Source organism: Lysinibacillus sp. FN11 (genome assembly GCF_024628845.1).
GTDB lineage: Bacteria > Bacillota > Bacilli > Bacillales_A > Planococcaceae > Lysinibacillus > Lysinibacillus capsici.
Genome location: NZ_CP102383.1, coordinates 397,073 through 423,162 on the forward strand (window position 1 = coordinate 397,073; position 26,090 = coordinate 423,162).

Consider the following 26,090-nt stretch of genomic DNA (forward strand, 5'->3'; position numbering starts at 1 on the left):
ATGTGGCTACCATTTTTAGGTTTGATATTTGGACTTGCCCTTGGCTTGTTAACAAATATACAAATCCCCTCTATGTATGAAAATTATCTGTCAATAGCTGTTTTAGCAGCTTTAGATACATTATTTGGAGGTATTCGTGCTCAATTACAGCAAGTTTACGATGATAAAGTTTTTGTATCAGGATTCTTTTTTAATATAGTTCTAGCAGCAGGATTAGCTTTTATAGGAGTGAATTTGGGGATAGATTTGTATTTAGCAGCGATTTTCGCTTTTGGAGTACGTTTATTCCAAAATATAGCAATTATTAGGCGTATATTACTAACTCGGTTAGATGAGAAACGTCACAAGCGGAAAAAAACTTCCATAGAATGAGAGAAAAATTGACCAAAATACTCGATTTGCTTAGACATTATGCCAAATTTACAATAGAATGAAAACAAGAGCATTTTTCAAGGAGGTGCAGCGAATTGAATCAGCAAGATTTATACATTTCCCTTGATATTGGGTCCTCCTCTGTCAAGGTATTAATAGGTGAAATGAGTGACGGGCAATTACATGTAATTGGCGTCGGAAATGTAAAGTCGAATGGAGTTCGAAAAGGTGCAATTGTTGATATTGATGCAACAGTACAATCTATTCGAAAAGCAATAGAACAGGCCGAACGAATGACTGGTTATCAAATCCATGAAGTCGTTTTAGGCGTTCCAGCTAACCAGACGATGTTACAGCTAGTTAAAGGTGTTGTCGCTGTAAATAGTGAAAATAGAGAAATTACAGATGATGATTTAGACAGAGTGGTAGAATCTGCACAAGTCATGTCAATACCTCCTGAACGTGAATTAGTTAACATCATTCCAAGACAGTTTATTGTGGACAACCTTGATGAAATTAAAGATCCTCGTGGTATGATTGGCATCCGTCTTGAAATGGATGCAACAATGATAACGACATCCAAAACGCTTTTACACAATGTTCTTCGCTGTGTTGAGCGAGCGGGTTTAAGTATACGAGAAATATATTTGCAGCCATTAGCATCAGGCTACTTTGCATTAACAGAAGATGAAAAAAACCAAGGAACTGCCTTTATTGACTTAGGTGGCGGATCTACAACAATTGCAGTTTTTGAAGAGGGATTATTAACGCATACGGGTGTCATACCAGTTGGTGGTGATCATATAACGAAAGATATTTCAATCGTTTTAAAAACACCAACAGAACAAGCAGAACAAATTAAACACCAGTTTGGACATGCCTTTTATGATGACGCATCAGATGACGAACTCTTTGAAGTGCCTGTCGTGGGTACAGATTCTACTGATCAGTACAGCCAACGATTTATATCGGAGATTATTGGTGCTAGATTAGAAGAATTACTAGAGTTAGTTATAGATGAATTAGCACGTTTAGGTGTTAGAGATTTACCAGGCGGTGTAGTTTTAACTGGTGGTGTTGCAAAGCTTGAGGGGATTGCCCAATTAGCACGTCAAATTCTACAAACGCGTGTTAGAATCTATACACCTGATTATATCGGTGTTAGAGAGCCTTCATTTGCGACGGCAGTTGGACTTATTCGTTACGCCCATTTAGAAGATGATTTTTACGGTAAAAGTACGAATACGCAGCCTGTTGAATATGCAGTTGTAGGGGCTCAACCAGCTATAAGCAAAAAGCAAGAGTATTCTGCACCTTCAGAACCAAAAGAAAGCGTAATTGGGAGAGCAAAAAAATTATTTGATAAGTTTTTTGATTAACTAGAATGCGTAATGAATGATACAGAGTCGAGTTACCGTGGGAGGAAAAAGAGATGTTAGAATTTGATACAAGTGTTGATGAACTTGCAGTAATAAAGGTCATAGGTGTTGGTGGCGGCGGTAACAACGCTGTCAATCGAATGATAGAACATGGTGTACAGGGTGTTGACTTTATCGCAGTTAACACGGACGCACAGGCATTAAATCTATCCAAAGCGGAAGTAAGGCTACAAATTGGGGCTAAATTAACGCGTGGATTAGGTGCAGGTGCAAATCCAGAAGTAGGAAAAAAAGCTGCTGAAGAGAGCAGAGAACAGCTAGAAGAGGTTTTACGAGGCGCCGATATGGTATTCGTGACTGCTGGTATGGGCGGCGGAACGGGTACTGGTGCAGCTCCAGTGATTGCACAAATTGCGCGTGAATTGGGAGCCCTAACAGTAGGTGTTGTCACACGTCCATTTACTTTTGAAGGTCGTAAACGTCAAACCCAAGCAATCGGTGGCATTGGCGGTATGAAAGAAGCAGTAGATACACTGATTGTAATACCAAACGACAAGCTACTACAAATAGTTGATAAATCAACACCAATGTTAGAAGCCTTTAGAGAAGCCGATAATGTATTACGTCAAGGTGTACAAGGTATTTCAGATTTAATTGCTACGCCTGGTCTTATTAACTTAGACTTTGCAGACGTGAAAACGATTATGTCCAACAAAGGTTCAGCTTTAATGGGAATTGGTATTGCAACAGGTGAAAACAGAGCTTCTGAGGCTGCAAAGAAAGCTATTTCAAGTCCATTGCTTGAATCATCCATTGATGGTGCTAAAGGTGTCCTTATGAACATTACAGGTGGTTCAAATCTTAGCTTATTTGAAGTACAAGAAGCAGCAGATATCGTAGCTTCTGCATCAGATGAAGAGGTAAATATGATTTTCGGTTCTGTAATTAATGAAAATCTTAAAGATGAAATCATTGTTACAGTTATTGCGACAGGCTTCACCGAGGAAGCTTTACAACAACAACGACCTACAGCAAAACAGACACTGAATATGAACAGACAATCTGCTCCACAGCAACAAGCACCTATTCGTGAACAACGACAAGAAATGCATGTTCAACATGAGCAGCCACGTCAAAATCAGCAAAATTATGCACAGGATGACATGCTTGAGGTTCCGGCATTTTTACGTAACCGCAAAAATCGTGGTTAATTAACTTCTAAAAAGCTCGTATTTTACATATGTAAAATACGAGCTTTTTATATTGACTGCCATAATGTTCAAATGTGTAAGGAAACCATGTTTTTTGTCAAAACATTTTTAGGAAATGATGCGATTGTTTGACAATATTTGTGGGAGTAACGTGCTAACTTTGTAAGTAGGAGGCGGCTGTTATGTATGGAGAATGGCTGGTGCTCATTAATACGCTTTTTAATCTAGCGATACTCACGTTTACGGCAAGAGTAACAGGAGTCCTTGTAAAAAATTCAAGATTATTAATGAGTTCTATTTGTAGTAGTTTTGTAGCTGTCATTGGCGGTCAAATGCTGTGGACGACAATTCTTAGTTTTATATTGTTAATTGGTATAGCGTTTCACTTTAAGATTCGAAGCTTTCAGAAGCAAGGACCTATTGTGTTAACAGCAACGATCGTTATTGGCGGATTGTTAACAGCACTACAACCTTTTTTAAAAAATCTTTCTGCCACCCATTTCATTATGATTTGCTTTTTGCTTGCAGTTTTAAATCTTATTGCATTTTATAAGCAATGGGGTTTTGTAAAGTTAGAACGCTTAAGTGGTCAATTTGTATTTGATACAACTTTAACAATCTTTGGGGCAAAGATACCACTTTCTGCCTTTGTAGATACTGGAAATCAAGCTATTGAGCCATTATCAGGAAAGCCGGTTCATTTTGTTTCCTATACTGCTTTGAGACCACATTTACCTTCAGCGTTCCGGGAAGCATTAATGGAATGGCAAGAAACAGATCCGTACAATGTATCTATGTTTTCAGAAGATTATCAGCGTTATATACGATTTATTCATGTCAATACAGTACAACAGCAAACCGTTGTCCTTGGTTTTCGCTTTGATGAGTGGCATATAAAGGGGGAGCCTTCGCAAGTGAAAATGAATGAATATATCGTATTAACAAAAAAAGCTAAAAATTTTCCACATAGCACAGCAGCAATTTTACATTTTTCAGCGCTTTCAAATAACTCATAGAGGGGGAGAACTATTGCTTCTTAGGCTACTTGCTAGCTTGAAAAAATTATGGAGTAAGTTTCGGAGTCGTGAAACGTACTATATAGGGGGAAATGATTCATTGCCAGTGCCATTAAGTCGAGAAGAAGAAGTTACAGTCATTGCATCCTTTATGAATGGTGATTTACGAGCTAGAGACACACTAATTGAACGTAATTTACGTCTTGTTGTTTATATTGCTAGACGTTTTGATAATACTGGAACGCCAATCGAAGACTTAATCAGTATTGGCTCCATTGGTTTAATAAAGGCAATTGAGACGTTCAATACGGATAAAAATATTAAGCTTGCAACATACGCATCACGCTGTATTGAAAATGAAATTTTAATGCATTTACGAAAAACAAGTCGTATGAAGGGTGAAGTATCCTTAGATGAGCCACTAAATTCTGATGCAGATGGAAATGAATTATTACTGTCAGATATTTTAGGAACAGAAGAGCACATTATTTTAGATAATGTGGAGAAAAAAATTGAACGTCAGCATATGTTCCACGCTATTAATTTACTAGGTGCGCGTGAACGTTATATTATGGAATGTCGCTTTGGTCTCAATGGAAAAGTTGAAATGACACAAAAAGAAGTTGCAGATCATTTAGGCATATCGCAATCATATATTTCCCGTTTAGAAAAGAAAATTATTCAAGATTTACGTGAAAATTTAAATCAACCAATTTCTTAGAAAGGGAAATTTATCCTACCTAAAATTGGTCGCAGCTTTTGTGCATATTCTTGTTTCTCTCGGACAAACTGATGTCACGGTTTAGTCAGAGAATAACATCCGGAGGAATCGAATATGCGAACAAAAGTAGATCTTTGCGGCTTAGATACATCGACTTTGCCAATTCTAAAGCACGAGGAAATGAAGGAACTCTTCATCCGATTACAAGCTGGAGAAACAGAGATTAGAGAAGAGCTTGTGATGTGCAATTTAAGGTTAGTGCTTAGTATTGTCGGTAGATTTGCCTATAGAGGTGAACAGGCAGATGATTTATTTCAAGTAGGCTGTATTGGCCTCATGAAAGCCATTGATCATTTTGATTTAAAGCATAATGTACGATTTTCGACATATGCTGTACCAATGATTATTGGTGAAATTCGTCGCCATCTGCGTGATCATCATGCATTACGTGTATCTCGCTCTCTAAGAGATATAGCTTATAAGGCAATGCAGGCAAAAGAACAATGGATAACCGATAATTTGCGAGAACCAACGATTGAAGAAATTGCTGAGATGATTGACATGAAAAAGGAAGACGTTTTATTTGCTTTGGATGCCATTCAAGATCCAGTTTCGTTACAGGAACCCATTTATTCAGATGGCGGAGATGCTGTTTATATGATGGACCAATTACGTGATGATGATGTATCAGAGGATCAATGGGTTGCCTATGTGTCGGTAAAGGAAAGCTTGCAAAAGCTAGATGAACGTCAGCAAATGATCGTTGCCAAACGATTTTATTATGGAGAGACCCAAACTGAAATTGCCAAAGAACTTGGGATTTCTCAAGCACAAATTTCACGTCTTGAAAAAAATGCAATTGAAACAATGCAAAAAGATTACAAATAAAAAAATGCGCATCGTATAATTCGGTGCGCATTTTATCTTCATTCAATGAACAAATGATACATAAATATAAAGTAACAGCAAAGTTTGATGGTAGTAGAAATGATTATACGAAAGTAAACAATAGAGGAGGTATGTCATTGCGTTTTTCGATGTTACAACAAAAAGAAGTCATAGAAGCAGGAAATGGACGATTTATAGGCTTTGTAATAGATGCTGAAGTATCAAAAGAAACAGGCTATGTGACAGCATTTTTGATTGCAGAGCCTCGCAAATATCTTGGTTTTTTTAAAGGTGAAGAGTCTGTGAGAAAAGTGTATATGAAGGATGTGCTTGTTGTTGGTAAGGATGTCATTTTAGTCAAAGCCCTTTCTTAAGACATCAGCTCATTAAAATTGTGAAATTGTATGCTGACATAGGTCAGGCTATTCATTGATAAATCAAGCATTGCTTGTTACAATAAAAGAAACTATTGTTGTAAAGTTGGGAAAAACAGTGACAAAAATCTTAACAAATTTAAACAAACTAAATGATTTAATAACAGCAGCAGAAAAAAAAGGGAATCGTGAGGGCGAAAAAGTCCAAATAATTGCCGTGACGAAGGAAGTTTCTGTTGAAAGAACACAAGAAGCAATTGAAGCAGGGCTCACTCATTTAGGAGAAAACAGACCTGAGGGCTTACATCGTAAAATTACTGAGATTCATGCTGATGTTCATTGGCATTACATTGGGTCGCTTCAAACACGTAAAGTAAAACAAGTGATTAACAGCATTGATTATTTACACTCCTTAGATCGTTTGAGTTTAGCAGAAGAAATTGAAAAAAGAGCAGAACAACCTGTTAAATGTTTTGTACAAGTAAATGTTTCTGGTGAAGAATCAAAACATGGTTTAACCATCGAAGAAGTCTTGCCTTTTGTAGAAGCATTAAAAGGTTTTACGAAGATTCAAGTTGTAGGTTTAATGACTATGGCACCAAACACCGAAAACGAAGCAATTATTCGCTCTGTTTTCAAGCAATTAAAACAATGTCAACAGCAAATAGCCGAGCAAGGATTCGCACACGCACCTTGTACCGAGTTATCAATGGGCATGTCTAATGACTTTGAAATTGCGGTAGAGGAAGGGGCTACTTTTGTTCGAGTCGGAACGGCTCTTGTTGGAAATGAAAGAGGGGAACAGGATGAGCATGAAAAATAAGATTAAAAACTTCTTTTACCTTGAAGAAGAATTAGAAGAAGAAATCACGCAAGCTCCTATTCAGCAACAACAACCCATACAACAACAGCAACCGATTCATTCAGTTAAGCCAAAAAAAATGATGAAAGAACGCAAAGCACCTATTCATGAAATCATGCCACAAAGCACAGCAACTCCTAATAACATAGTCAGTTTGCAGGCAGCTATGAGTTCTAAGGGAGCAAAAGTTGTTTTAATAGAGCCGAGAGTTTATGCAGAAGCACAAGATATCGCAGAGCATTTAAAAAATAAACGTGCAACAATTGTCAATTTGCAACGTATCGAAAGAGAACAAGGTAAACGCATTATTGATTTTTTAAGTGGCACAGTCTATGCTCTTGCTGGAGATATTCAACGTATCGGTAAAGATATCTTCCTTTGTACGCCAGATAATGTAGAAGTGACTGGTGAAATTACAAACTTTATTTTAGACGATAATTAATAGCGAGGATTGTAGTTTATATGACTTTTTTTATTATACTTGGTTATGTATCATTAGCATTTAAGATTTATTCATTCATGCTAATTGCATATATCTTAATGTCTTGGGTGCCTGCCGCTCAAAATTCAGCCATTGGTCGCATGCTTGAAAAAGTTTGTGAGCCATATTTAGGGATTTTTAGGAAATTCATTCCTCCTCTTGGTATGATTGATATTTCCCCAATTGTGGCCATCTTTATGCTGAATTTTATAGAAAGAGGGCTTTATATAGTCATTCAGAAATTATATTTTATGTTCGCTTAGAAATAAATCCTCACGTTTTGGTGGGGATTTTTTATTTATTTTAATTTTCTCCGCTACTAAAGCGACTAATAAAAAATTATAAAACAATGACGTCCAAACGTCATTAATTGGGAATACTAAGTTTCCAACTAACAAAGCAAAATGGAACTAGTGAAAGAGGAGACAACAAGATGGAACACTTAATCCAGCATTTTCGAAAAGATGAACAGCCCTTTATTGAACAGGTAATAAGCTGGCAGCGTGAGGTTGAAGATCGTTATGCGCCTAAGCTGACAGATTTTCTTGATCCAAGACAGCGTTTTATTGTGACATCGATTATCGGGCAAGATGATACCCTACAAACTGCATGCACAGGTTTATTTGAAGAGGCAGAGAGGCAGCGTATGCTTATTTTTCCTTCTTATTATGAAGCGATAGAAGAAGACTTTCAGTTAGTGGCATTTACGATTCAATATCCAGTGAAATTTGTCCAATTACGACATCCTGATGTTTTAGGTGCGTTGCTTTCATTAGGCTTAAACCGTGGCAAATTTGGTGATATTCGTGTAAATGATCAGCAGGTGCAATTCGTTGTAGCTCAAGAGGTAGCAGAATATGTTCGGTTACATTTAACAGGTATTGGTAAAGTTAAGGTGCATATTGAGTCTTTAAAAGAAGCGGATTCCCTTATTGTAAATGAGGAAGAATGGTTGGAGGAATCCCATACAGTATCTTCCATGCGCTTAGATGTAATTATTGCAACTGTATTAAATGTATCACGCCAAAAAGCGCAAGCTTTAATTACTGGGAAAAAGGTTCGTGTAAATTGGACAGAAAGAGATACAGTTGCTTTTGAATTACAAGAAGGAGATATTTTATCGATACGTGGAAGTGGTCGGGTGAAAATTATTATGACTGAAGGCCGAACTAAAAAAGATAAAATCCGTCTTCAAGTCGGTCGATTGGCCCAAAAAAGCTGAAAGTGAAGTAAATTTCATTAATTTTTACTGCTAAGTTGTCGGAACAATTGTATAATAGGAATTACGAATGTACATGTAAAGGAGAGAAGGATTGTATGCCATTATCACCTATTGATATACATAATAAGGAGTTTACAAAAGCCTTCAGAGGCTATGCTGAAGATGAAGTAAATGAATTTTTAGATCAGATTATTAAAGACTATGAAATTCTGCTTCGTGAAAAAAAGAGGTTGATAAGCAATTAGAGATGGCTTTAGAACAAGCGAGACATTTCAACTCCTTAGAAGAAACTTTGCAGAAATCTATTGTCGTTGCACAAGAAGCGGCTGATGAAGTGAGAAGAAATTCTCAAAAAGAAGCAAAGCTCATCGTAAAAGAAGCTGAAAAAAATGCTGATCGAATTGTCAATGAAGCGTTGACGAAGGCTCGTAAGGTGACGATTGAAATTGATGAGCTTAAAAAGCAATCTAAGGTATTTCGTAATCGTTTCAAGATGCTCGTAGAAGCACAGTTGGATTTACTTAATGCAGATGACTGGGATCATTTGCTGCAATATGATATTGATTTAACAGAAATTCAAGCATCTGTTGATGAAGCACAGGATTCTGAGGATATTTAACTTTTCTTTTTAATTGTTACAATTGACAAATGAAACTTGACGCGATTGTTTGAATTTCATATACTTTGTAATAGTAATTATTTTGAACAGATATGCATAAAAGCAGAGACGAAGACAGTATTTGTTAGGCGTTGTTAAGCGATTTGGGGACAGTGAGAGCCCAAACATACAACTAGCATTGAACATCACTTCTGAGCTAAATAACTGAAAAAAGTAGGTTATTTCGTGATGCACGACGTTAAACGTGCTTTTAAGAGGTAGTGCAATTTTTTGTACTACAATTAGGGTGGTACCGCGAGTAGAAGCTTCTCGTCCCTTAGTGGGATTGAGGGCTTTTTTTGTTTGTTTCCGAATCGTTTTAGATAATTTTGCCAATAACTGTCTTATGAGAATAATGTCTACCTGTTTGTGTAAAATAAAGGAGGAATTTTAATGGTTGAATACAAAGATACTTTATTAATGCCAAAAACAGATTTCCCAATGCGTGGAAATTTACCGGCGAATGAGCCAAAAATGCAAGAAAAATGGAATGGCATGGATATTAACAAATTACAGATGGAACGTACGGAAGGTCGACCAGAATTTGTTCTACATGATGGTCCTCCCTATGCAAATGGTGATATCCATATCGGCCATGCTCTAAATAAAGTATTGAAGGATATGATTACACGTCATCGTTCAATGACTGGCTACCATGTCAATTATATTCCAGGTTGGGATACACATGGTTTACCAATTGAGCAAGCATTGACTAACAAAGGTGTAAAACGTAAAGAAATGTCAGTAGCAGCATTCCGCCAGCTTTGTGAAGAGTATGCTTATGAGCAAATTGACAATCAACGTGCCCAATTCCGCCGTCTAGGCATTCGAGGTGATTGGGAAAATCCATATATTACGTTAAAGCCTGAGTTTGAAGCACGTCAAATTGAAGTATTCGGTAAAATGGCGGAAAAAGGATATATCTATAAAGGGTTAAAACCGGTTTATTGGTCTCCATCTTCTGAATCTGCTTTGGCGGAAGCTGAAATTGAATATAAGGACATCAAATCCCCATCCATTTATGTAAGCTTTGCTATCAAGGATGCGAAGGGCATTGTTCCAGTAGATGCTAAATTTATCATTTGGACAACAACACCATGGACATTACCAGCAAACTTAGGGATTTCTTTGAATCCTGAATTTATCTATGTAGTAGTTGCAGTTGCTACTAAAAAATTCATCATTGCCAAAGAGTTATTAGAGTCAGTAGCAACTACGCTTGGATGGGAAGACTATGAGGTTGTACAAGAAGTAAAAGGTGAGGCATTAGATCGTATTGTAGCACAACATCCATTCTATGATCGTGAATCGCTTATCATGGTAGGTGAACACGTAACTGCTGAAGCGGGTACAGGTTGTGTTCATACAGCACCAGGGCACGGTGAAGACGATTATCATATTGGTAAACAGTATGGTTTAGGTATTCTTAGCCCTCTTGATAATAGTGGCTGTTATACAGATGAAGCACCTGGCTTTGAAGGCGTGTTTTATAATGATGCAAATAAACTTGTTACAGAAAAACTAAAAGAAGTAGGAGCTTTAGAAAAGCTTGATTTCTTTACGCACTCCTATCCACATGACTGGCGTACGAAAAAGCCTGTTATTTACCGTGCGACACCACAATGGTTTGCATCTGTTGAAGCATTCCGTGGGAGTTATTAGAGGCTGTAAAAGCAACAGCATTTACACCAGCTTGGGGAGAAACTCGTCTTTATAATATGATTCGTGATCGTGGAGACTGGGTAATTTCACGTCAACGTGCGTGGGGTGTGCCGATTCCGATTTTCTATGCTGAAAATGGTGAACCTATTATTACGCCTGAAACAATTAGTCATGTCTCAGCATTATTCCGTGATAATGGATCAAATATTTGGTTCCAAAAAACAGCAAAAGAGTTATTACCAGAAGGCTTTACACATCCAGGTAGCCCGAACGGCGAATTTACAAAAGAAAATGATATTATGGATGTATGGTTTGATTCCGGTTCATCACACCAAGGTGTACTAGTAGAGCGTGGTATGAAATATCCAGCTGATCTCTATTTAGAGGGCTCTGACCAACATCGTGGTTGGTTTAATTCATCTCTTATTACATCTGTAGCTATTAACGGCTATGCACCATACAAAGGACTTTTAACACATGGTTTTGTTCTTGATGGTGAAGGACGTAAAATGAGTAAATCTTTAGGGAATGTGATTATTCCACAAAAAGTAATGGATCAGTATGGAGCAGACATACTTCGTTTATGGGTTGCTTCTGTTGACTATACAGCAGATGTGCGCATCTCTATGGATATGTTAAAGCAAGTATCTGAAGTGTATCGTAAAATTCGTAATACTTTCCGTTTCTTACACGGCAATATTGCTGATTTCGATCCTAAGAAAGATCGTGTAAGTTATGCTGAGCTTCGTGAAATGGATCAATATGTGTTTATGCGCTTACAGGATGTCTTAAAAACTGTGCGTGCTGCCTATGATCGCTATGATTTTGCTGCTGTCTATCATGTAGTCAATAATTTTGTTGCTGTAGAGTTATCTTCATTCTATCTTGATATTGCCAAAGATGTAGTCTATATCGAGGGTCATGACAATAAGGATCGTCGTGCGATGCAAACAGTTATTTATGATACATTGATGACATTGGTAAAAATCATGACACCAATTATCCCACATACAACGGATGAAATGTGGTCTTATCTACATGCTCAAGGTATTGTAGAAGAAGTTTCTGTGCAATTAACAGATTTCCCAGAGGTAGATGATCAAGCGAATTTTGACAGCCTACGTACAAAATGGGAAAAAATTATTGATGTACGCGATGATATTTTAAAAGCATTAGAGGAATCACGTAATGCGAAAACAATTGGTAAATCACTTGAAGCAAAAGTCACTGTCTATGCGAAAGAAGATGTTGTCGTATTATTGAAAGATGCCAACATTGATTTTGCACAACTTTCCATCGTTTCAGCTTTTGAGGTAGCTACCATCGAAGAGGCACCTGCTGAAGCTTTAACACTTGAGCATGTTTCCATTGTTGTTGAGAAAGCTACAGGTGAGAAATGTGAGCGTTGCTGGTCAATTTCTGAAACAGTTGGTTCAAATGAAGCACAACCTACAGTATGTGCTCGCTGTGCAGAGGTTGTAGAAAAGTATTACGTTTAATCTATAAATAACAAGAATCTGCATTTTAATGTAGAGGATGTGCAAGTCTCCTTGATGGAGGCTTGCTTTTTTCATGGAAGTTTTGCAGATTCTTTTCTATTATTTAAATAAAATTTCTGTCGTATTGCGATAGTCTGTTGGAGAGATACCTACATATTTTTTAAATGTTAAACTATAGTAATTTGGTGTATTGAAGCCACAGATGGAGGAGATTTTTTCTATGGTGTAGTCGTACTTACGTAAAAAAGGTAAGGTTTTGATAATGCGTGTATAAGCAACATAGTCAACAAAATTGCGACCTGTTTCTTTTTTAAATAGTCTACTAAAATGAGTTGGGCTAAAGTTAATATATTTTGCAACATCACGAATGGTCAGTTGTTCGTCGTAATGTTCTTCAATATACTGAATAGCTTTTTGAAGCTGCTCATGCTTTGTTAAATCTTCGTAATATCTGATGTGTATATTATGGATAGGTGGTTTTCTACGGGCTTTTCTAGCCTGGCTATAGGATTCCTTCACTTGCATAGCATCCTGAAATACACCCCCAACCCCCATAAAAAGATGAATAGAACAATCCCTTTTTAGGGTCTCGATAACCTCTAATAAACAGGCTTCACCCTCAGTCCAATGTTTGAAAGAGTTGTACTCACTAGGAATTCGCATAAGAAGTAATAAATAGCGTTCAAAATGTAAAAAGGATAATGAGGCTTTCTCAGCAAAGTGCTGACGAAAAACAGTTGTAATACTACTACTTGCATCCTGTGGGACAGCTTTCTTATTAGCCCCATCAATATAGCCTTGAATTAAAAATACAATATTAGGTATACAGCTTGTAGATAAAAATGAAGCAGATTGTATTATTTCTTGTTCATTGTCAATTTCTCCACGGATCAGGCGTTTTAAAAATGCTTCCCTAAATGGAGAGGTATGTTGTTGGGATACTTGTTGTGATAGCTCAAGCATTGTAAGTGTACTCGCCTTTTTTTCCTGATAGGACGTATACAGCTTTTTTACGATTCGTAAAAATTTTGATTTTTGTAATGGTTTTATGAGAAGTGCAGGTAAAGCTAATTCAATTGCTATACCAGTCGAGTAGGTAAGGTGTTCTGTAACAAACGGGACAATAATACTATTAGGATAATTTCTTTTTAATCGATTAATCTTTACCCAATCAAATAACCGATTGACTTCATAGACAATAATGACCTCATCTTCTGGCTTTGGCACTTTGCATTCCTCTAAAGCGTTTGGTAAAACCCCTTTTAACCATTCACTCATTTGCTGCTTGTCAAATGAGCTTTCCATATACCATACCACCTTTAAAATGCTATCAGCCCCCTACGAATAAAAAGATAAAAATATTTTAACTTAAAATAGCAATTTTTTGTACTAATACAGCAATATTTTATATCTATATTGAAGTGGAAATAGAATAGAATAATTGTAGTGAATAATAATTTGAAATTTCAGACAATTATTCATTTATCAGAAAAGGGGGAGTTAGCTTATGGCAGAAGTAGGCAGTCATGATTATGACTATGTAGAAGCAGGAACAATTGATGTGAAAGATCTACCACCTTTAGATGCAACAACAAACAAAATTATGAAAGATGAATTTACAACAGGTTTAGGTTTATCGATATTTTACTTTATTTTGATTTTTAGTATCCCTGTTATGAATTGGTTTGCGCCAGCATTTGCGTTTAAGAAGATGTGGGGTGGTATGACAGTTACATGGTTTGTGACAACGATTGTAATGATGGCTATGGCATTTATTATTGCATATGTTCATACGGCCATGTACGAGAAACGTCTAAAAAAATACGATATAGCAAATAAGTAGTTGGAATAAAGGGGGAAATGTTGAATGATGGAAGCTCTATTAGAACCAAAGATGTTAATGACCATTGCTTTAATGGGAACAATTGTATACATTACGTATTTAACAAAAAGAAATGCAACAGCATCGGATTTCTTTGTAGGTGGCCGAAGTTTCGGATGGTTTACAAATGGTTCTGCCATTGGTGGGGATTACTTAAGTGCAGCAACATTCCTAGGCATCGCAGGGTTAACATTTCAACTTGGATATGATGGTGCTTATTATGCTTTTTGCTTCTCCATTGGGTTAACATTATTAGCGATTTTTGTGGCAGGTCCTTTAAGACGCTTTGGTGCATTTACCGTTGCAGATTTTTTAGGTTATCGTTTTCATAGTAGACGAGCACGACTTGTAGCGGTAGCGGTGGTTTTAGCAATTTCTGGATTTTATGCAGCTCCCCAATTATTAGGTGCTGCACAAATTTTAAGTATGTTTTTCGGTACTTCTTATGAATTCGGCATTATATTTACTTGTGTTGTTATGATTTTTTATGTAGGTATTGGTGGTATGAAAGGAACAACCATCAACCAAGCATTAGAGTTGTGGATTCGTCTTGGTGCGTTTATCGTGATGTTAATTGCAGCAGTTTATGGCGGTTTACATTATGATAAAATTTTAGCAGCCATCCATTCATTTAGTGGTCCAATCACAGGCACTTCACCATATGCTTTAGATGGCAATGATATCAATTTTGATGGTGCTGCTTGGACAGGCACGGGCTTCTATTTCCCCACGTTCTGGCAAACAATTAGTATGACGATTGGGTTAGCGCTAGGAACAATTGGACTTCCACATATATTATTGCGCTTTTATACAAATCCAAGTGCTAAAGCAGCCCGTAAATCTGCACTCATGGCCATTGGGATTGCAAGTGCGTTCTTCTTGTTAGCTGTTTATTTAGGTGTTGTAGGTCGATCTATTTTCATTTCCGGGACAGCTAGTGAGGAAGTTATGCGTGATTTAGTGCTAGGTGGTAATAATATGGTTATTCCTACTACAGCCCTTGCACTAGGGGGCAAATGGCTACTAGGATTAGTTATAGCGGGAGCATTTGCAGCGATCTTCTCCAATCTTTCAGGGTTGTTTATTACAAGCTCAGGTGCACTAGCTCATGATTTATATGCCAATATCATGAAAAAGGATATTACACAAAAACAACGAGTGATTGCTGGGAAAGTGGCTATTGTATTATTAGGTATTTTATATGGAGCATTGGGTTTACTTGTAAAGGATGCATCCATTGGCCATTTAGTGGCGCTCGCTTTTACTGTCGCTGCAAGTACATTTACACCAATATTCATTTTAGGTATTTGGTGGAGAGGCATGACAGAAAAAGGAGCCATTGCAGGATTATTAATAGGACTTGGCGTGTCTATGTGGATGATCTTTTTACCAGGAACATTACCAAGCTTCTTGCAGTTTAAAATTCCAGGTATTGTGACAGTGCCTGTGGGCTTCTTATCTGTTATTATCGTGTCATTAATAGATCGCAAAGTTCCTGCAGATGTTAATGACTTCATGAAGCGAGTACATTCAAAAGAATCTGAAACTGTCTAATCAATAAGTTATGGCTATTTCTATTGCTTAAACGTAATAGGGATAGCCTTTTTATATTTCTTGGAGAGATTTAGAATCAGCCATATTTAGATATGATATTAGTTATTGTGAATGGTACTGTTATGGTAGAATAGGTAAGATGTTGAGTGAACGGAGGAATGTCTGTGTATAAATATTATGGATTAGCTGCTTTTGTCGTTTTACTGGATCAATGGACAAAATGGCTGATTGTGAAAAATATGGAATATGCTGAACGCATTGCTGTATGGGACCCATGGTTTGGTATTTTGTCTCATCGAAATAGAGGGGCAGCATGGGGGATGCTAGAGGGGCAAATGTGGCTGTTTAGTATTGTCACAGTTGCTGTTATCTGTGCGATTGTCTATTTTTATCATAAAGAAGCAAAGGGAAAGCCTGTTTTTCAAGTTGGCTTAATGCTCTTGCTTGGTGGTGCAGTAGGTAACTTTATTGACCGTCTATTTAGAGGAGAAGTGGTCGATTTTGTAGATGTTTTAATTCCAATTATTAATTATGATTTCCCTATTTTTAATGTGGCAGATGCTGCATTAACAATAGCAGTTGTCGTGCTGATGATTGGCTTAATTATGGAAGATAAAAAAGAGAAGAAACAGGTGAAACAATGACGCAAGTAACATATACAATTGAAGAACAGCAGCAAGGAGAGCGCATTGATAAAGCACTTTCCAGCTTACAATCTGAGTGGTCACGTACGCAAATTGGGAACTGGATTAGTGATGGAGTCATTAAAGTAAACGGTGATGCTGTAAAGGCAAAATATAAGGTTAAAGCTGGTGACATCATCGCTATTGATGTACCAGAAGTGGAAGAATTGGATGTTGTCCCGGAAAATTTAGATTTAGATATTGTTTATGAGGATGCAGATGTTCTTGTTGTGAATAAACCAAAGGGTATGGTGGTACATCCAGCACCGGGCCATATGGGAGGTACACTAGTAAATGGGTTAATGTATCATTGTAAAGACTTATCTGGGATTAATGGTGTACTACGACCTGGGATTGTCCATCGTATCGACAAAGATACATCGGGCTTATTGATGGTTGCTAAAAATGATACGGCTCATGAATCATTAGTCAATCAATTAGTTAATAAAACAGTTACTCGTAAATATATTGCTCTTGTCCACGGGCATATTGCACATGATAAGGGGACAATTGATGCACCAATTGGACGTGACCAAAAAGATCGCCAAAAACAGGCAGTTGTCGATAATGGTAAACATGCTGTCACACACTTCCAAGTTGTTGAACGTTTTGGTGACTATACGCTCGTGGAATGTCGTTTAGAAACAGGACGTACACACCAAATACGTGTGCATATGAATTATATTGGTTTCCCACTTGTTGGAGATCCAAAATATGGCCCGAAAAAGACAATCGACTTTGGGGGACAAGTGTTACATGCAGCGACTTTAGGATTCGATCATCCTTCATCTGGAGAATATTTGGAGTTTGAAACACCACTTCCAGCTGATTATGAACAATTATTAAATGATTTACGAAATAGGCATTGACGTATACGAAAAGAAAGTCTATACTAACGACAGTGAATGAACAACATAACTAAATATTCACCTTTAATGGCAGTCCAGAGAGGCTGAGAAGGGACATGTGATAGTGTTGTGGAAATTTGTGCTGCAAATTTTTCCAACATGCTTTTTCGACACGTATACAACCCTCTCAGGCTATTCGCCTCGAGAGGTTTTTTTATGGACACATGGCCGATAATAGATTGAAGAGAGGAGGATACGAATATGGCACAAAATGAATTATTAGATGGCCCATCAATGACACGAGCATTAACACGTATAGCCCATGAAATTATTGAACGTAATAAAGGAATCGATGAATGTATTTTAGTTGGCATTAAAACACGAGGTGCCTTTCTAGCCAGACGTTTGGCGCAGCGAATTGAAAAAATTGAAGGTAAACCGATTCGTACAGGGGAACTTGATATTACACTTTACCGAGATGATTTAACAACGAAACATGAAAACGAACAAGCACATGTAGAACAAGTTGATATCGAGTATCAAGTGAAAAATCAAAAAATCATCTTAGTGGATGATGTACTTTATACAGGTCGAACAGTACGTGCAGCTCTAGATGCTGTAATGGATTTAGGAAGACCTGCACAAATTCAACTAGCTGTTCTAGTAGATAGAGGACATCGAGAGCTACCAATTAGAGCAGACTATGTGGGAAAAAACGTTCCAACTTCTGGCTCTGAGCGCATTGTTGTCAATTTACAAGAAGTAGACGGAGAAGATTGCGTCATTATTTACAAAGAAGACGAACAATAAAGTGAGGAAACAGTATGTCAAATGCAGTTTTAGATATTAAGGATAAACCGACTCCGCTCCAGCTAGTGACATTAAGTTTCCAGCATATGTTTGCGATGTTTGGTTCAACGATTTTAGTACCGCAGTTAGTTGGTCTTAGTCCAGCGATTGCCCTTTTAACAAGCGGAATTGCTACATTATTCTTCCTATTAATTACGAAATTTCAGGTACCAGCTTATTTAGGATCATCCTTCGCCTTTATTGCACCAATCTTACTTGCTGCAGGTGGTTTAAATGAAGACGGTTCAAGTGTAAATCCAGGCAATGCCATGATCGGTGCTATGGCTGTCGGCATTACGTACGGAATTGTATCCTTAATCATTTGGAAAAGTGGTTATAAGTGGATTATGAAAATCTTGCCACCGATTGTTGTAGGTCCAGTAATTATGGTAATTGGGCTTGGACTTTCTGGTACGGCTGTGAATATGGCGATGAACGTCAATGGAGAGTATAGCTTTTTACACTTCTCAGCTGCTTTAGTTACGGTCTTTACAGCTATCATCTTTACGATTTTCTTTAAAGGAATTTTAAGCACTATGCCAATTTTGATGGGCCTAATTGTAGGATACATTTACTCCATGCTGATCGACATAGTAGACTATACACCGATTGCCAAAGCAAAATTCTTCGCAATGCCTGATTTCTTAATACCAGGTGTGCATTATGAGTTTGAAATAACAACAAAAATTCTACTTATCATGGTACCAATCGTAATTGTAACAATTTCGGAACATATTGGTCATCAATTGGTATTAGGAAAAGTAGTAGATCGGGATTATATTAAAGAGCCAGGACTACACCGTTCGCTACTAGGTGACGGACTTGGCACATTTGTTAGTGCTTTAATCGGAGGTCCTCCGAAAACAACGTATGGTGAAAATATTGGTGTACTAGCCATTACTAGAGTATACAGTATTTACGTTATTGCAGGTGCAGCAGTGGTTGCTATCTTACTATCATTCTTCGGGAAAGCAATGGCAGTAATTGCAACGATTCCAACCGCAGTACTTGGTGGAGTTTCCATATTACTCTTCGGAATTATCGCAGCAAGTGGCTTACGTATGCTAGTAGATAATCATATTGATTTTGGTAACAGTCGTAACCTAGTAATTGCTTCAGTGATTTTAGTCATTGGTATTGGCGGTGCCAAGTTTGTTATCTCAGAATCATTGAGTGTTGAAGGAATGGCACTAGCGGCGATTATTGGTGTGCTATTGAACGCGATTCTACCAGGTAAAAAAGAAGCTGATATACCCGTACAATACAATCAAAATAAAGATTCATAGTAGTACCTTTTAATGAATTGTCCAGAGAGGCAAAAAAAGGGAAGTTGTGGACAGGCTGAAGTAGGATATATGTCTTGCTGTAGTTTGTCACGCCTCCTCATGCCTCGTTGATGACATCAACGGGGCTTTTACTTTATATAAAGAGAACGTCATATATAGACGTTCACGATTCACAACCTAATGGAGGTCACATGATGAAGAACTTATTATCGATGGAACATTTAACAACAGAAGAGATTAACCAAATCCTAGATCTTGCGCAAGCATTTGAAAATGGTGAAACATCATCGTTATCTCGCACATACAAAGTGGCCAATTTATTTTTTGAACCAAGTACTCGCACAAAAACAAGCTTTGAAATGGCAGAATACAAAATTGGCTGTCATGTTATCCCTTTTGATGCAGGGTTTTCAAGTGTTACGAAAGGGGAAACGATGTACGATACTGTCAAAACGTTGGAAATGATTGGTTTAGATGCTGTCATCATTCGAGCGTCAGAAGATGAGTATTACAATGAGCTGCTGGATGGTATTAATGTAGCGATTATTAATGCAGGGGATGGTGCTGGGCAACACCCTTCACAATCCTTATTGGATCTTTATACCATCAAAAAAGAGTTTGGCTATTTCGAAGGGTTGAATGTCACAATTGCAGGAGATATCTCTCATAGTCGAGTAGCGAAATCAAATGCAACAGCATTACAAAGTTTAGGGGCAAATGTTCATTTCCTTTGCCCAGAAGAATGGTCTGGCGGTTTTGAAGCGCACCATTCATGGGATAATCTGATCGAAATAAGTGATGTCATTATGTTACTACGTGTGCAACATGAACGTCATAAAGTAAATAAAAGCTTCTCGAAGGAAGGTTACCATCAAGAGTTTGGTTTAACAATTGAACGAGAAAAGCAAATGAAAGAATCAGCCATTATTATGCATCCAGCACCCGTCAATCGTGATGTCGAAATTGCTTCTGAGTTAGTCGAGTGTGATCGCTCGCGAATTTTTGAACAGGTGCGGAACGGTGTTTACACACGGATGGCTATTATGGAAACCATTTTAAAGGGGAGAGAATAACATGACAAAGGTACTTCAAAATGTACAAATGCTAGATGAACAAGGTGAATTGAAGACAGTCAATATTGCAATGGCAGACGGAAAGATTACGGCTATTGGTCAAGATGTGACTGTAGCAGGTGCAGAATTGATTGAAGGACATGGTTTAATCGTAGCACCAGGCTTTATCGATGTTCATACACATTTACGAGAGCCAGGATTTGAGCATAAGGAAACCATTGCAACAGGTTCGGCATCAGCAGCAAAAGGTGGCTTTACGACAATTTGCGCAATGCCTAATACAAAGCCAGTACCTGATTCGGTTGAAAACATGCAACTCATCAATGGGCTCATTCAGGACAGTGCGGTTATTCGAGTACTCCCATACGGTTCCCTAACAAAGGATATATCGGGGGAGGTTCGAACAAATATTGAAGAATTAAAAGCACATGGAGCAGTGGCATTCTCAGATGATGGTGTTGGTATCCAGCTAGCCTCAACGATGTATGAGCAAATGAAAGATGCGGCCCAGCACGATATGGTCGTTGTAGCGCATTGTGAGGACAACTCATTAATCTATGATGGTGTGATGCATGAAGGAAAGCGTAATAAAGAGCTAGGCCTCCCAGGAATACCTTCCATCTGTGAATCCGTACAAATTGCACGAGATGTACTACTTGCAGAAGCAGCAGGCGCTCGTTACCATGTTTGTCATGTATCGACGAAGGAATCAGTGCGTGCGGTAAGAGATGCAAAGGCTGCGGGAATCCGTGTTACAGCAGAAGTTTGTCCACATCATTTATTGCTAGAAGAGATGGATATTCCATCTGATGATGCTAATTGGAAAATGAACCCACCATTACGCGCAGCTGATGATAAAGATTCTCTACATGCAGCACTACTTGATGGTACAATCGACTGCATTGCAACAGATCATGCGCCACACACAATAGAAGAAAAATGCTGCGGTATGGTTGGTGCACCATTTGGTATTGTAGGTTTCGAAACAGCTTTCCCACTACTTTATACACAGTTTGTAGAAACAGGAAAGTGGACGTTAAAACAATTAATTGATTGGATGACAGTGAAAGCAGCTGAGATTTTTGATCTGCCATATGGCACATTAGAAGTGGGTGCTTCAGCTGATATGATTTTAATTGATATTCAAAAAGAACAAACGATTGATGCAGAAGGCTTTGTATCAAAAGGTCGTAATACACCATTCAACGGCTGGGTGGCAAAGGGTTGGCCCGTACTAACGATTTTTGAAGGCAATATCGTATATCAGGAGGCAGAGTAATGAAAAAACGTTTACTAGTTTTAGAAGATGGCACAGTATTTACAGGTACAGCATTTGGTAGCGAGCGCGCTTCACAAGGTGAGGTTGTATTCACAACAGGCATGACGGGTTATCAGGAAACGATTTCAGATCCTTCATTCTATGGACAAATTGTCACTTTAACTTATCCTTTAGTTGGTAATTACGGCATTAACCGTGATGACTTTGAATCGATTACGCCAGCAATTCGTGGATTTGTTGTACGTGAATTAGCTAAAAATCCTTCAAATTTCCGCTGTGATTTAACTTTAGATGACTATTTGACATCAAAGGATATCCCAGGAATTGAAGGGATTGATACACGAAAATTAACACGTATTATTCGTAGTAAAGGTTCAGTAAAAGCGATTTTGACAGCTGCTGATGAAGAAGTAAATGTAGATGAAATAGTGGCACAATTAAAAGCAACGCCAGCCATTACACACCATGTTCGTGAAGTATCACCAAAAGCGGCCTACCCATCTCCAGGACGTGGTAAACGAGTTGTCCTAATTGATTATGGAATGAAGCATGGGATTTTACGAGAATTAAACAAACGTGATTGTGATGTGCTAGTAGTACCATATAATACGTCAGCTGAGGAAATTTTAGCTTGGCATCCAGACGGTATCATGCTGTCGAATGGACCAGGAAATCCTGAAGATGTTCAAGAAGGCATTGAAACAGTACGTAGCTTAATTGGAAAAGTGCCAATGTTCGGTATTTGTTTAGGCCATCAAATCTTTTCTTTAGCAAGTGGTGCGAAAGCCTTTAAATTACCATTTGGACATCGTGGTGGTAACCATCCAGTAAAAGATTTACGCACAGGTCGTACAGATTTAACATCTCAGAACCATGGCTATGCCATCGATATTGAATCATTAAAAGATACCGATTTAGAATTAACACATATCGCGTTAAATGATGGAACATGTGAAGGTGTGCGTCATAAAAAATATCCAATTTTCACAGTGCAATATCACCCAGAAGCATCACCAGGTCCAGAAGATTCAAACCACTTATTTGATGAATTCATCGAAATGATGGAAGTAGAAGCAGGGAAGGGGAAACAACATGCCTAAACGTACAGATATTGAAACTATTTTAGTAATCGGCTCAGGCCCAATTGTTATCGGACAAGCAGCAGAATTTGACTATGCAGGAACACAAGCATGTCTTTCATTAAAAGAAGAGGGCTACCGCGTTATTTTAATCAACTCAAACCCTGCTACAATCATGACAGATACAGAAATTGCAGACAAAGTCTATATTGAGCCAATTACTCTTGATTTTGTATCACGTATATTACGTAAAGAACGCCCAGACGCGATTTTACCAACACTTGGTGGTCAAACGGGCCTGAATATGGCGATCGAATTAGACAAATCAGGTATTCTAGATGAGCTTGGGATTGAAATCCTTGGTACTAAATTAGATGCCATCCATAAAGCAGAGGACCGTGATTTATTCCGTAATTTAATGTATGAGTTAGGAGCACCAGTTCCTGAATCTGATATTATTCATAACTTAGATGAAGCGAAAAGATTTGTTGCGAAAATTGGCTATCCTGTCATTGTTCGACCTGCCTTTACACTTGGCGGTACAGGGGGCGGTATTTGCTACAACGATCAAGACTTAGAAGAAATTGTGACATCAGGTTTAAAATATTCACCTGTAACGCAATGTCTATTAGAGAAATCAATCGCAGGCTATAAAGAAATTGAATACGAAGTAATGCGTGATGCAGCTGACAATGCCATCGTTGTATGTAACATGGAAAACGTTGACCCAGTAGGGATTCATACAGGTGACTCAATCGTTGTTGCACCAACGCAAACATTATCTGATCGTGAAAACCAAATGCTACGTAATATTTCACTCGATATTATTCGCGCATTAAAAATTGAAGGTGGCTGTAACGTACAGCTTGCACTTGATCCATATAGCTTTAATTACTATGTGATTGAAGTAAATCCACGTGTCTCTCGTTCATCTGCATTAGCATCAAAAGCAACAGGTTATCCAATTGCTAAGCTAGCCGCTAAAATTGCAGTAGGCTTAACGTTAGATGAAATTAAGAACCCTGTAACTGGCTCAACGTATGCTTGTTTTGAGCCTGCACTGGACTATATCGTAGCAAAAATTCCTCGTTGGCCATTCGATAAATTCGAATCTGCTAAACGTAATCTTGGTACGCAAATGAAAGCTACTGGTGAAGTAATGGCTTTAGGTCGTACTTTTGAGGAAGCTATGCTAAAAGCGGTTCGTTCTCTTGAGACAGGTCAAGTACACTTAGAGTTAAAACATGCTGAAGAAAATTCAGATTCTTGGATTGAAAAACGTATTCGCAAGGCTGGGGATGAACGTCTATTCTTCATCGGTGAAGCTTTACGTCGAGGTGTAACAATTGAACAAATTCATGAATGGTCAGCAATCGATCTATTCTTCTTAAATAAATTTAAAAATATTGTGGATATGGAACAAACGCTTGCTGACAATAAGAATGATAAAGACGTACTACGAACAGCTAAACGTTTAGGCTTTGCAGATAAGAAAATTGCTGAGCTTTGGGAAACAACACCAGAAGAATTGTATGCTTATCGTAAAGAGCATGGTATTATGCCAGTCTATAAAATGGTGGATACATGTGCAGCAGAATTTGAATCAGAAACACCATATTTCTATGGCACATATGAAGACGAAAATGAATCGATTAAGTCAGAAAAACCTTCTGTGGTGGTACTCGGTTCAGGTCCAATCCGCATTGGCCAAGGGGTAGAATTTGACTACGCCACAGTACACTCAGTATGGGCGATTCAAGAAGCAGGTTATGAAGCGATCATCATTAACTCAAATCCAGAAACAGTGTCAACAGATTTCTCAATTTCCGATAAATTATATTTTGAACCATTAACAATTGAGGATGTTATGCATATTATCGACTTAGAACAACCAATTGGTGTTGTTGTTCAATTCGGTGGTCAAACGGCTATTAACCTTGCTGATAAATTAGCTGCTAATGGTGTGAAAATCTTAGGTACGTCTCTTGAGGATATTGACCGTGCAGAAAACCGCGATAAATTTGAGCAGGCGCTACGTGAATTAGATATTCCACAACCTCAAGGAGAAACAGCGGTTTCTACAGAGGAGGCTCTTGCCATTGGTGAGCGTCTAGGCTTCCCAGTGCTTGTCCGCCCTTCTTATGTACTTGGTGGACGTGCAATGGAAATTGTTTATAACCAAGAAGAATTACAGCACTATATGGAAAACGCGGTAGAGGCATCTCCAGATCATCCAGTATTAGTAGACCGTTACTTAACAGGACAGGAAATTGAAGTAGATGCTATCTGTGACGGTGAGAATGTGTTAATACCAGGAATTATGGAGCATATCGAGCGTGCAGGAGTTCACTCTGGTGACTCAATCTCTGTTTATCCACCGCAAAAATTAACACAGGCACAAAAAGATACATTAGTTGACTATACAACTCGTCTTGCGAAGGGGCTAGGCATCATCGGCTTAATGAACATCCAATATGTCATTTCACAAGACGAAGTATTTGTTATCGAGGTGAACCCACGTTCATCACGTACAGTACCGTTCCTAAGTAAGATTACAAATATCCCAATGGCTAATATTGCAACAAAAGCAATCCTTGGCAAATCCATTGTAGAGCAAGGCTATCCAACAGGCCTAGCAGCTGAGCAAAAAGGCGTATTTGTAAAAGTACCAGTGTTCTCATTCGCTAAATTACGACGTGTAGACATTACATTAGGACCTGAAATGAAATCTACTGGTGAAGTAATGGGGAAAGATGCAACATTAGAAAAAGCTCTTTATAAAGGCTTAGTTGCAGCAGGTATGGAAATACGAACAGAAGGTACAGTATTATTCACTGTGTCTGATAAAGATAAGGAAGAAGCGATTGCATTAGCAAAACGCTTCTCAACAGTAGGCTATCGCATTGTAGCAACTGAAGGTACAGCAAAAGCATTTGAAGCAGCAGGCGTACGAACTGATGTAGTAGGCAAGATTGGGGCGAAAGGACAAACATTGATTGACCTTATCCAAAATGGGGAAGCTCAGCTTGTTGTCAACACTTTAACAAAAGGCAAGCAACCAGCTCGTGACGGCTTCCGAATTCGTCGTGAGTCTGTAGAAAATGGTGTTCCTTGTCTAACATCTTTAGATACAGCAGAAGCAATGGTACGTGTTATCGAATCTATGACATTTACAGCAGAACAAATGCCAAAAGCGGAGGTAGTACACTAAT

General features: G+C 38.1%; 22 protein-coding genes, 2 pseudogenes and 1 other annotated feature. Of the genes and pseudogenes, 23 read left to right on the forward strand and 1 reads right to left on the reverse strand.

Features of this window, described 5'->3' with window-relative positions:
- The 13 genes and pseudogenes from NP781_RS01825 (at position 1) to ileS (ending at position 12,345) form a co-directional block, all read left to right on the forward strand.
- Positions 1–372, forward strand: a complete 372-nt coding sequence (locus NP781_RS01825; RefSeq protein WP_004224852.1) for a small basic family protein — start codon at positions 1–3, stop codon at positions 370–372.
- A 95-nt stretch (positions 373–467) separates the two neighbouring features.
- Entirely contained in the window at positions 468–1,751 is a 1,284-nt protein-coding gene (gene ftsA / locus NP781_RS01830) for a cell division protein FtsA (RefSeq protein ID WP_221679748.1), read from the forward strand.
- 53 nt (positions 1,752–1,804) lie between these two features.
- Positions 1,805–2,962: a cell division protein FtsZ gene (gene ftsZ / locus NP781_RS01835; RefSeq protein WP_221679749.1), complete on the forward strand. Its 1,158-nt coding sequence runs from the start codon at positions 1,805–1,807 to the stop codon at positions 2,960–2,962.
- A gap of 182 nt (positions 2,963–3,144) precedes the next feature.
- Positions 3,145–3,978, forward strand: coding sequence for a sigma-E processing peptidase SpoIIGA (locus NP781_RS01840; protein WP_221679751.1), 834 nt, complete (start codon positions 3,145–3,147; stop codon positions 3,976–3,978).
- A gap of 13 nt (positions 3,979–3,991) precedes the next feature.
- Positions 3,992–4,699 carry an RNA polymerase sporulation sigma factor SigE gene (sigE, locus tag NP781_RS01845; protein WP_009373518.1) on the forward strand — a complete coding sequence of 236 codons (708 nt, stop codon included), beginning with the start codon at positions 3,992–3,994 and terminating at the stop codon, positions 4,697–4,699.
- Positions 4,700–4,813: 114 nt separating this feature from the next.
- Positions 4,814–5,587, forward strand: a complete 774-nt coding sequence (gene sigG / locus NP781_RS01850; RefSeq protein ID WP_004227313.1) for an RNA polymerase sporulation sigma factor SigG — start codon at positions 4,814–4,816, stop codon at positions 5,585–5,587.
- A gap of 131 nt (positions 5,588–5,718) precedes the next feature.
- A complete protein-coding gene (locus NP781_RS01855; protein ID WP_225340754.1) occupies positions 5,719–5,961 on the forward strand; it encodes a PRC-barrel domain-containing protein in 243 nt (80 codons plus the stop codon).
- Positions 5,962–6,079: 118 nt separating this feature from the next.
- Positions 6,080–6,784, forward strand: a complete 705-nt coding sequence (locus NP781_RS01860; protein ID WP_306829647.1) for a YggS family pyridoxal phosphate-dependent enzyme — start codon at positions 6,080–6,082, stop codon at positions 6,782–6,784.
- Positions 6,768–7,265 carry a cell division protein SepF gene (locus NP781_RS01865; RefSeq protein WP_004227319.1) on the forward strand — a complete coding sequence of 166 codons (498 nt, stop codon included), beginning with the start codon at positions 6,768–6,770 and terminating at the stop codon, positions 7,263–7,265. Before NP781_RS01860 ends, NP781_RS01865 begins: the two co-directional genes overlap by 17 nt.
- Positions 7,266–7,285: 20 nt before the next feature.
- Complete coding sequence (locus NP781_RS01870; RefSeq protein ID WP_221679756.1) at positions 7,286–7,567, forward strand: YggT family protein; 282 nt, start codon at positions 7,286–7,288, stop codon at positions 7,565–7,567.
- 170 nt (positions 7,568–7,737) lie between these two features.
- On the forward strand, positions 7,738–8,526 hold the full coding sequence (locus tag NP781_RS01875; protein WP_257521278.1) for a YlmH family RNA-binding protein: 789 nt from the start codon (positions 7,738–7,740) through the stop codon (positions 8,524–8,526).
- Between the two features lie 95 nt (positions 8,527–8,621).
- Positions 8,622–9,145: pseudogene (locus NP781_RS01880) on the forward strand (DivIVA domain-containing protein).
- Positions 9,146–9,241: 96 nt separating this feature from the next.
- Positions 9,242–9,465, forward strand: a binding site (T-box leader).
- A gap of 112 nt (positions 9,466–9,577) precedes the next feature.
- Positions 9,578–12,345 (forward strand): annotated as a pseudogene (gene ileS, locus NP781_RS01885) (isoleucine--tRNA ligase).
- A gap of 99 nt (positions 12,346–12,444) precedes the next feature.
- Here ileS and NP781_RS01890 read toward each other — a convergent pair.
- Positions 12,445–13,650: an AraC family transcriptional regulator gene (locus NP781_RS01890; protein ID WP_221679763.1), complete on the reverse strand. Its 1,206-nt coding sequence runs from the start codon at positions 13,648–13,650 to the stop codon at positions 12,445–12,447.
- A gap of 202 nt (positions 13,651–13,852) precedes the next feature.
- Between NP781_RS01890 and NP781_RS01895 the strand changes: the two genes are divergently transcribed.
- From NP781_RS01895 to carB, 10 genes are all read left to right on the forward strand, one after another.
- A complete protein-coding gene (locus NP781_RS01895) occupies positions 13,853–14,188 on the forward strand; it encodes a DUF485 domain-containing protein (protein ID WP_004227342.1) in 336 nt (111 codons plus the stop codon).
- Between the two features lie 24 nt (positions 14,189–14,212).
- Positions 14,213–15,781 carry a sodium/solute symporter gene (locus tag NP781_RS01900; RefSeq protein WP_004227344.1) on the forward strand — a complete coding sequence of 523 codons (1,569 nt, stop codon included), beginning with the start codon at positions 14,213–14,215 and terminating at the stop codon, positions 15,779–15,781.
- A 164-nt stretch (positions 15,782–15,945) separates the two neighbouring features.
- A complete protein-coding gene (lspA, locus tag NP781_RS01905; protein ID WP_004227346.1) occupies positions 15,946–16,425 on the forward strand; it encodes a signal peptidase II in 480 nt (159 codons plus the stop codon).
- The gene (locus tag NP781_RS01910) at positions 16,422–17,333 is read left to right on the forward strand and encodes an RluA family pseudouridine synthase (RefSeq protein ID WP_004227348.1); all 912 of its coding nucleotides are present in this window, start codon (positions 16,422–16,424) and stop codon (positions 17,331–17,333) included. Before lspA ends, NP781_RS01910 begins: the two co-directional genes overlap by 4 nt.
- Before the next feature lie 240 nt (positions 17,334–17,573).
- Complete coding sequence (pyrR, locus tag NP781_RS01915; protein WP_004227349.1) at positions 17,574–18,122, forward strand: bifunctional pyr operon transcriptional regulator/uracil phosphoribosyltransferase PyrR; 549 nt, start codon at positions 17,574–17,576, stop codon at positions 18,120–18,122.
- A 14-nt stretch (positions 18,123–18,136) separates the two neighbouring features.
- Positions 18,137–19,447, forward strand: a complete 1,311-nt coding sequence (locus NP781_RS01920; RefSeq protein ID WP_221679768.1) for a uracil-xanthine permease family protein — start codon at positions 18,137–18,139, stop codon at positions 19,445–19,447.
- A 194-nt stretch (positions 19,448–19,641) separates the two neighbouring features.
- Positions 19,642–20,520: an aspartate carbamoyltransferase catalytic subunit gene (locus tag NP781_RS01925; protein ID WP_257521279.1), complete on the forward strand. Its 879-nt coding sequence runs from the start codon at positions 19,642–19,644 to the stop codon at positions 20,518–20,520.
- Between the two features lies 1 nt (position 20,521).
- Complete coding sequence (locus tag NP781_RS01930; protein WP_257521280.1) at positions 20,522–21,799, forward strand: dihydroorotase; 1,278 nt, start codon at positions 20,522–20,524, stop codon at positions 21,797–21,799.
- On the forward strand, positions 21,799–22,899 hold the full coding sequence (gene carA / locus NP781_RS01935) for a glutamine-hydrolyzing carbamoyl-phosphate synthase small subunit (protein WP_221679772.1): 1,101 nt from the start codon (positions 21,799–21,801) through the stop codon (positions 22,897–22,899). The genes NP781_RS01930 and carA overlap by 1 nt, the downstream gene beginning before the upstream one ends.
- A complete protein-coding gene (gene carB, locus NP781_RS01940) occupies positions 22,892–26,089 on the forward strand; it encodes a carbamoyl-phosphate synthase large subunit (protein ID WP_221679773.1) in 3,198 nt (1,065 codons plus the stop codon). Before carA ends, carB begins: the two co-directional genes overlap by 8 nt.
- Position 26,090 lies beyond the last annotated feature (1 nt).